General features: G+C 46.1%; 1 pseudogene. It reads left to right on the top strand.

The window, feature by feature from the left end:
• A pseudogene (locus CVH10_RS23855) lies at positions 1–227 on the top strand (Holliday junction branch migration protein RuvA); the annotation flags it as partial.
• Positions 228–241 lie beyond the last annotated feature (14 nt).

Genomic DNA, 241 nt, shown 5'->3' with positions numbered 1-241 from the left:
TTCGTGATCGCCTAAAAGCACTTGGTACGAGTAGCACGAGCTCAGGCTCAACCAGTCTAGAACGCATTCAATTTATCCCTGACTCGCCTGTGGCAGAAGCTGAATCTGCATTAGTGAGTCTTGGCTACAAACCTGCCGAAGCCCAAAAAGCCATTGCTGCGGTAAAATCAGAACATGACGATAGTGCAGGACTGATTCGTGCTGCGCTCAAATCTATGATGAAATAAATTTCCCTAAAATG

This window comes from Halomonas sp. ND22Bw (genome assembly GCF_003011945.1).
GTDB classification, from domain to species: Bacteria; Pseudomonadota; Gammaproteobacteria; order Pseudomonadales; family Halomonadaceae; genus Halomonas; species Halomonas halophila.
This window is presented reverse-complemented; position numbering and strand designations above follow the sequence as displayed.